Annotated in this window: 6 protein-coding genes and 1 riboswitch; of the genes, 4 read left to right on the forward strand and 2 right to left on the reverse strand. The window is 68.4% G+C overall.

The annotated features are described in order from the left end of the window. On the reverse strand, positions 1 to 1,033 hold a 1,033-nt coding region (locus tag QGG75_17010; protein ID MDP6068930.1), incomplete at its 3' end, for a FecR domain-containing protein. Between the two features lie 128 nt (positions 1,034 to 1,161). Further along, on the reverse strand, positions 1,162 to 1,371 hold the full coding sequence (locus tag QGG75_17015; GenBank protein ID MDP6068931.1) for a hypothetical protein: 210 nt from the start codon (positions 1,369 to 1,371) through the stop codon (positions 1,162 to 1,164). A gap of 11 nt (positions 1,372 to 1,382) precedes the next feature. Continuing rightward, a riboswitch (cyclic di-GMP riboswitch) is annotated at positions 1,383 to 1,480 on the reverse strand. Between the two features lie 229 nt (positions 1,481 to 1,709). On the opposite strand from QGG75_17015, the gene QGG75_17020 reads away from it, so the two are divergent. The 4 genes from QGG75_17020 to QGG75_17035 form a co-directional block, all read left to right on the forward strand. Then, positions 1,710 to 3,029 carry an FAD-dependent oxidoreductase gene (locus QGG75_17020; protein MDP6068932.1) on the forward strand — a complete coding sequence of 440 codons (1,320 nt, stop codon included), beginning with the start codon at positions 1,710 to 1,712 and terminating at the stop codon, positions 3,027 to 3,029. Then, the gene (locus QGG75_17025) at positions 3,019 to 4,353 is read left to right on the forward strand and encodes an AMP-binding protein (protein ID MDP6068933.1); all 1,335 of its coding nucleotides are present in this window, start codon (positions 3,019 to 3,021) and stop codon (positions 4,351 to 4,353) included. The genes QGG75_17020 and QGG75_17025 overlap by 11 nt, the downstream gene beginning before the upstream one ends. 61 nt (positions 4,354 to 4,414) lie before the next feature. Then, positions 4,415 to 5,251: an FAD binding domain-containing protein gene (locus tag QGG75_17030; GenBank protein ID MDP6068934.1), complete on the forward strand. Its 837-nt coding sequence runs from the start codon at positions 4,415 to 4,417 to the stop codon at positions 5,249 to 5,251. After that, positions 5,248 to 7,501 (forward strand): molybdopterin-dependent oxidoreductase (locus tag QGG75_17035; GenBank protein MDP6068935.1); only part of this gene is annotated, 2,254 nt, incomplete at its 3' end. The genes QGG75_17030 and QGG75_17035, both read left to right, overlap by 4 nt.

Consider the following 7,501-nt stretch of genomic DNA (forward strand, 5'->3'; position numbering starts at 1 on the left):
CCTCGCCTTCACCCGCCTCGGCCTGCTGGCCGCCCTCCTGCGCCTGGATCTGCGGCGGGTTCGCCGGCTGCGGCGGCAGGGCATTGACGGCCGAGCCGTAAAGCGCCTGGATCTGGGCCGCCGGCATGATCACCGGCGGTGCCGGAGGCTGCGAGAAGCTCAGAACCTGCGTCGTCTGGTTGGCCACGTTGAGGACGATGGTGCCGGCATCGTTGGAGACCGATAGCTCGCCCACCGTGCCGTCATCATTGGGCAACAGCGTGATCGTGTTGACCTCGCCCTCGGCCTGCGCCTGGCCCGCCACTCGCGTGCCGCGGATGCCGATGGTGGCCACCGGCGTGCGCACCGACATGGCGTCCGAGCCCGACTTGGCGATCTGGCCCGAGACGAAACTGAAGACGCCCTGCACCACCGAGAACGAGGAATTGCCTTCGCCGCTTTCAGGGTCGAAGACCAGCTCGTCCATCACCATGCGGCCGTCCTCGCCCAGCGAGAACGTCGTGGTGTCGACGAAGACCACGCCGACCGAGGCACCCGAGCCGGTCTCGATGACGTCGCCCTGAAAGATCGGCGAGCCCGAGGTCAGGGTTACTTCGGTGCCGTCGGCCCGGGTCGCCGTGGCCGTGCCCTCGAGGGTCTGGACCTGGCCGATGGGAGGCGCGGCCTCTGATTCGTCAGCCTGTGCCAATTGCGCCGGCGCGGCCGGCCCGGTCAGGGCCTCGGCCAGGTCGGGCGGCACCCGGCTGCCGCCCTCGGTGATCAGTACGGGCGGCGCATCACTGGAGAAATAATCTCGCACCACCACGGTCTCGCCGTCGGGGCCCAGCAGCACCAGGTCGGCGCCCTCGCGGATGTAATCGGCGATGAGAAGAAAATGCCCGCCCGGAACCGTGACCGAGGGGCCGGAAGCAGCGTCAAGGACGAAATTCGAGGCCGCAGGGCTTGCTTGAGCTTGGGAGGTGTCAGGGTTTCCAGAGGCTGGATTCGATGACGCAACGGGCATACCGGCATGCGCCGGCTCGGTAACTGCCATCCCCGCTCCTCAGTGCCTCTTCGGAGCCACGCCGTTACTCAAGGCAGGGCGAGGTCGATGCCCTCCAGATATTCTCGGATTTTTTTTAACACTTTTTTAACTTTGCCGCCAGTGACGACCATCACAGATCAAAACCTCATGACGATCGCCAGGCCGGCGCCCTGGCGGGCCGGGCCGAGGCAGAGGCGGCGAAACTCATCGAAGCGGCGAATACAGATTTCCGCCCGGGCCTTGGGAAAGCGGGCCTCGAAGCCGTAGGGCGGTGCCGGGTGTACCCAGGCCGGGTATTGGCAGGCGGCAAGCAGACCGAGGAATACAATCACGATCAGACGAGGCATGGCTTCCTCCATTCGGTAATTCGACAGCCCTAGCCGGCATTTCCCAACCCTTCGACCGTAGGCTCGAATTTTGCGCCCCGCCGTTTCCGGCGGTTTGCCCTTTCGTGGACGGTGGCCCCGCTACCTTGGCAGGCAAACGGGATTTGCAGCACCTCAACTGCAACGGTTCGGAGTAATGAACAGTCGTTATAGATTTCTATGTAGGCACGCCAACAACAACAATTAATATGACGAATTATTTCATTCGCAAGGCCGTTGTGAATATTGTATTCAACATAAATATCGGACAAATTCCCTGAAGGCACAGTTTGCCTATACTTTGCCCCGGACCCAACATGATGACCGATGCCAAGATTTCCCCTATCGAGTTCGACGCCCTGGTCCTGGGCGCCGGCGTTGGCGGCCTCTGCGCCGCGGCCCGGCTCGGCCACCAGGGCTATCGCACGCTGCTGGTCGAGGCCAGCGGCCGCTTCGGCGGCCGCGCCGGAAGCGAGCTGATCGACGGCTTTCGCATCAACACCGGCGCCATCGCCATCGAGCCCGGCGGCGTGCTGGAGGAGACTTTCGACCTGGTCGGCGCGCCCTTCGAGGTGCGCCAGCCCAACCCCGCCGCCAGCTTTCGCTTGAGCGGCAAGCGCGTCGACGTGAGCCGCGGCGGCTGGGGATTTTTGCTCAATGGCCTGACCAAGAAGGCGGCCGGCATCATGGCCACCATGGCCGAGGCCAAGCAGGGCAAGCTGCCCGACGAGGACCTCAGCACCCAGGCCTGGCTGGCCGGCTTCACCAAGAACGAAACCGTGCATGCGGTTTTCCGCAACCTCTGCGCCGCCATTTTCGCGGTCAACGCCGACGAGCTGCCGGCCCGCGCCTTCCTCACCTACTTCACCCAGAAGGGAGCCTTCCGCCGCTTCGGCTTCTGCCCCCAGGGCAGCGGCGAATTGTTCGCCGAACTGGCCGCCGCCTTCGCCCGCCGGGGCAAGATCTGGTTGACAAGCCCGGTCGAGGGAATCGTCGTCGAGGGGGGCCGGGTGCGCGGCGCCCGGGTGCGCCACGAAGGCCAAAGCGTGACCATTTCGGCCCGCCATGTGGTCAGCAACCTGGGCCCCCGGGCCACCGTGGCGCTGGCCGGCGAAGCGGAGTTCCCACCCGATTATCTCGAAAGCATGCGCCGGCTGATCCGGCCCACGGCCAACATCGCCATCCACATCGCCAGCCCCGAGCCCTTGTTCGAAGATCCCGGCATCGTCACCTTCGGCAAGACCCAGCGGCTTTGCAACATAGCCAACCTCAGCGCCAGCTGCCCCGAACTGGCGCCCGAGGGCTGGCACCTTTACGTTGCCTTCGCCGTACCGGTGCCGGCCATGGGCGATTTCGACGCCGAGCACGAAAGCGAACTGGCGCTGGCCGACCTGAGGTGCGAATTCGAGAATTTCGACCGGGCCCGGGTGCTGGCAGTACGGGTGATGCGGGGCGAGTGGCCGGCCCAGCGCACTTGCGCCGGCTTCGATATGCCCCAGGCAACGCCGGTGGCCGGCCTTTGGAACGTCGGCGACGGGGTCAAGGAATACGGCGAGGGCGGCACCCAAGCCTGCGCCGAAACGGCCCGACGCGTGGTGGATGCGATCGTCGCCGAGGACGAGGCCCACCATGGAGACTGAGACCAGCTACTGGGAGCCCGAGATCGAGCGCCTTTCGCGCCCCGACATGGTGGCGCTGCAGCAGCACAAGCTCGTCGCCCTGGGCCAGCGCCTGGCATCCGACGAGAGCTGGCGGCAGCATTTCGCCAAGGCCGGCATGAAGGCCGAGGACATCGGCCGGCCCGAGGCCTTCGCCGAGCTGCCGATGCTGGAAAAGGCGGATCTCCGAGCCCTCTACCCCTACCCCATGCTGACCGTCGAGCTCGACCAGGTGCGGCGCTTTTGCGCCACCTCCGGCACCACCGGCCTGCCCGTCATGTTCGGTTTCACGGCCCGCGATCTGGGCGATCTTTTGCCGCGCCAGATGGCGCGCATCTATACCGCCGGCGGCGCCCGGGCCGGCGACATCGTCTACCAGGGCTACGGCTACGGCCTCTGGCTCGGCGGCTTCGGTTTCGACATCGGCGCCGAGGCCATCGGCGCCACCTGCTTTCCCGTCGGCCCGGGGCGCGGCGAATTGGCCGTGCAGTGGCTTCGCGACCAGGGCCATACGGTCTGTTCGGTGTCGGCGTTCTGGTTGACGCAGGTGGTGGCCCAAGCCAAAGAGGCCGGCATCGACCCCAAACGCGACTGGCGCCTGAGGCTCGGCTTCTTCGGCGGCCAATCCATCTCGGCGGGCTTTCGCGGTGAATTGGAGGCGGAAATGCCCGAGGGCTTCCTGGCCCTCAATTCCTACGGCACCACCGAGGCCGGCGGCCCCATCGTCGGTAATGCCTGCCCCCATTCGCACGACCACAACGAAATGCACCTGATCTGCGAGGACACCGTACTGACCGAGATACTCGATCCCCGGACGCTCGAGCCGGTGGGCCCCGGCGGCGAAGGCGAGATCGTGCTGACGACGCTGGAAAAGGAGGCCTCGCCGATGGTGCGCTGGCGCACCCGCGACCTGGTCAAGCTGTCCGAGAATCCTTACGACTGCCCCTGCGGGCGCCCCGGCCTGCCGCTGATCGGCCCCATCGTCGGGCGTTCCGACGACATGCTGAAGATCCGCGGCGCCATGGTCTTCCCCTCGCAGGTCGAAGACGTCATCGCCGCCACCCCGGGCACCGTCAAGGAGGCCTGGCAGATCTACATCGACCACGCCCAGGAGGAACTGGAGGAAGGCACGGTGGCTATCGAACGGCGTCCCGAAAGCAACGCCGGCAGCGCGGCGCTGGCGCGTCAGGTCGCCGATAGCCTGCGCGCCCGCTTGGGCGTCCGTCTTGAGGTCGATTGCCACGAATTCGGCACCCTGCCGCGCTACGAAGGCAAGGCCCAACGGGTCATCATCCGGGACAAATAGGGCTGGGCCAGGCGGTGGGGCGATCTGCTAGGATCGGCCGGCGTTTTCCAGGGGCACCCCCATGACGGCATACCTGAGGCCAGCCGAGCTTGAAGCGGCGTTGGCAGCACTGGCCACGGGGCCGCACACCATCATTGCCGGCGGCACGGATCTCTACCCGGCCCACGTCGGACGCCCCCTGCCCGGCCCGCTGCTCGACCTCACGGCAATCCCGGAACTCGCCGGCATCAGCGAACACGACGAGCACTGGCGCCTGGGCGCGCTGACCACCTGGAGCGAGCTCGCCCGGGCCGAGCTGCCGCCCTGTTTCGCGGGCCTCAGGCAGGCGGCCCGCGAGGTCGGCGGGCCGCAGATCCAGAATGTCGGCACGCTGGGCGGCAACCTCTGCAACGCCTCGCCGGCGGCCGACGGGGTGCCGGCGCTGCTGACGCTGGAGGCCCACGTCGAGCTGGCCTCGGCCCGGGCCACCACGACGCTGGCGCTCGAGGACTTCGTGCTCGGCAACCGGCGCACGGCGGTGGCCGCCGACCAACTGCTCAGTGCCATCATCGTGCCCAAGCCGTCCCGGCCCGCGCTATCGCGCTTCGCCAAACTGGGAGCTCGGCGTTACCTGGTGATCTCGGTGGCATCAGTGGCGGTGTTGCTGCTGTTGGAGGGCGCCAACGTGGCTGAGGCCCGGCTCGCCGTCGGCGCCTGTTCCGAGGTGCCGCTACGCCTGCCCGAGGCCGAGGCGGCGCTCAAGGGCGCGCCCCTGGACGCCGGCCTGGGCCAGCGCCTGGCAGCCAGCCACCTGACGCAGCTCGCCCCCATCGACGACCTGCGGGCGAGCGCCGCCTACCGCCGCGACGGCGCCCTGGTGCTGCTGCGCCGCACCCTCGAGGAACTGGCCCGGCCATGACTGAGCCCACCATCGCCTTCACCCTCAACGGCCTGGCCGTGTCGCTGGACTGCCAGCCCGGCACCCACAGCGCCGAGGCCTTGCGCCAATTCCTGGGCCTGACCGGCACCAAGCTGGGCTGCGAGGCCGGCGACTGCGGCGCCTGCACCATACTGCTCGACGGCAGCCCGGTCTGCGCCTGCCTGCTGCCGGCCGGCCGCCTGGCTGGGCGCAGCGTGGTAACCATCGAGGGCCTGGCCGGTGACGCCGGGCTGTCGCCCTTGCAACGCGCCTTCCTGCGCCACGACGCCGCCCAATGCGGCTTCTGCTCGCCCGCCATGCTGCTGACGGCGACGGCGCTCTTGCAAGCCGAACCCGATCCCAGCCGCGACCAGGTCGAGGCGGCGCTGAGCGGCGTACTGTGCCGCTGCACGGGCTACCACAAGATCATCGATGCCGTGCTCGATGCCGCCAACGACGCGGACCCCATAGTCCCGGATAGCGGCCAAGCCATCGGCGCCCGGCTGGACCGGGTCGACGGCCGGGAAAAGGTTCTGGGCACGGCTTCCTACGGCGCCGACGGCATTCCCAGCGATGCCATGTGGACCCGCATCGTGCGCTCACCCCACCCGGCGGCAGCTTTTGAACTCGGCGACCTTGATGCCTTCCAGGCCCGCCATGCCGGGCTCGAACGCATCCTCACGGCAGCCCAGGTGCCGGCCAACGCTTATGGCATCTTTCCCCACATGCGTGACCAGCGCGTGCTGGCCGAGGACGTCGTGCGCTTTCGCGGCGAAGCAGTGCTGGCCCTGATCGGCGAGCGCCAGGCCCTGGCCAACATCGCCGATGACGAGCTGCCGATCGACTATCGGCCCCTGGCTGCGGTCGCCGGATTTGCCGAGGCCACGGCCAGCGGCGCCCCGGCGGTGCAGCCCGGCTACCCCGACAACGTGCTTTGCCAGGGCGCCATCCGCTGCGGCGATGCCCAAGCCGCACTGGCGGCAAGCGCCGCCGTGGCCGAGGTCGACGTCACCACGTCGTTTGTCGAGCACGCCGCCATCGAGCCCGAGGCGGGCTGGGCACGGCGTGTCGGCGAGCGTATCGAGATCCACGTCTCGACCCAGGCGCCCTACGGCAACCGCGACGAAATCGCCCACATCATGGGCCTGGAAAAGAACGCGGTTCGCATCGTACCGACGGCCTGCGGCGGCGGCTTCGGCGGCAAGATGGACCTCTCGGTGCAGCCCATAGTGGGGCTGGCGGCCTGGCTGACGGGCCGGCCGGTAGCCTGCATCTATGATCGGCGCGAGACCATGCAGGCCACGCCCAAGCGCCACGCCGCCCAGATCAATGCGCGCATGGGCTCGGACGCCGAGGGCCGCATCAGCGCCATCAGCTTCGCCGGCGATTTCGACACCGGCGCCTATGCCTCGTGGGGCCCGGCCGTGACCTCGCGGGTACCGGTACACGTCCCGGGCCCTTACCGCGTTCCCCACGCCGACATCACCACCAGGGCCATCCTCAGCAACCAGGCACCGAGCGGCGCCTTCCGCGGCTTCGGCGTGCCCCAGGCGGCACTCACCCACGAGATCCTGCTCGACGACCTGGCCCAGGAACTCGGCCTCGACCGGCTGGAAATCCGCCGCCGCAATGCCCTGGTGGCCGGCGATAGCACGGTCACGGGGCAGCGGCTGGAGGGCGGCATCGGCTTCGTCGCCTGCCTCGAGGCGCTGGAACGGACCTGGCGGCGCGAGCTGGCCGCCGCCGCCAGCCACAATGGCCGAAATGGAACCAGCCGGCGCCACGGCGTCGGCATCGGCTGTATGTGGTACGGCGTCGGAAACACCGGCGTCTCCAACCCCTCGACCATCGAGCTGGGGCTGGGCGCGGCCGGCGAGGTGGTGCTGCATTCCGGCGCCCTCGACATCGGCCAGGGTTCCAACACCATCCTGGCCCAGATCGCCGCCGACGCGCTCGGCCTGCCGGTGGGCGAGCTCAGCTATGTCTTTGGCGACACCGACCTCACCGCCGACGCCGGCAAGACCTCGGCCTCGCGCCAGACCTACTATTCGGGCAAGGCGGCGGAACTGGCGGGGCGCGACCTGCGCCAGCAAATCCTGCGCCGCGTCAACGCCGGCGACGAGGCTCGCCTCGCGCTTGAGGGTACGGAGCTTTTGGTCAGCGAGAGCGGTGTCGACCACCGCATTGAACTTTCTCAGCTGCCGGCCACAGCCGGCCGCGACCTGGTGCTGCTGGGTAGTGGTACCTTCG

The organism is Alphaproteobacteria bacterium (assembly GCA_030740435.1).
GTDB lineage: Bacteria > Pseudomonadota > Alphaproteobacteria > UBA2966 > UBA2966.

Coding starts and splice junctions, on each gene's coding strand:
- QGG75_17015 (MDP6068931.1), bottom strand. CDS start 1,371: ATGCCTCGTCTGATCGTGATTGTATTCCTCGGTCTGCTTGCCGCCTGC.
- QGG75_17020 (MDP6068932.1), top strand. CDS start 1,710: ATGACCGATGCCAAGATTTCCCCTATCGAGTTCGACGCCCTGGTCCTG.
- QGG75_17025 (MDP6068933.1), top strand. CDS start 3,019: ATGGAGACTGAGACCAGCTACTGGGAGCCCGAGATCGAGCGCCTTTCG.
- QGG75_17030 (MDP6068934.1), top strand. CDS start 4,415: ATGACGGCATACCTGAGGCCAGCCGAGCTTGAAGCGGCGTTGGCAGCA.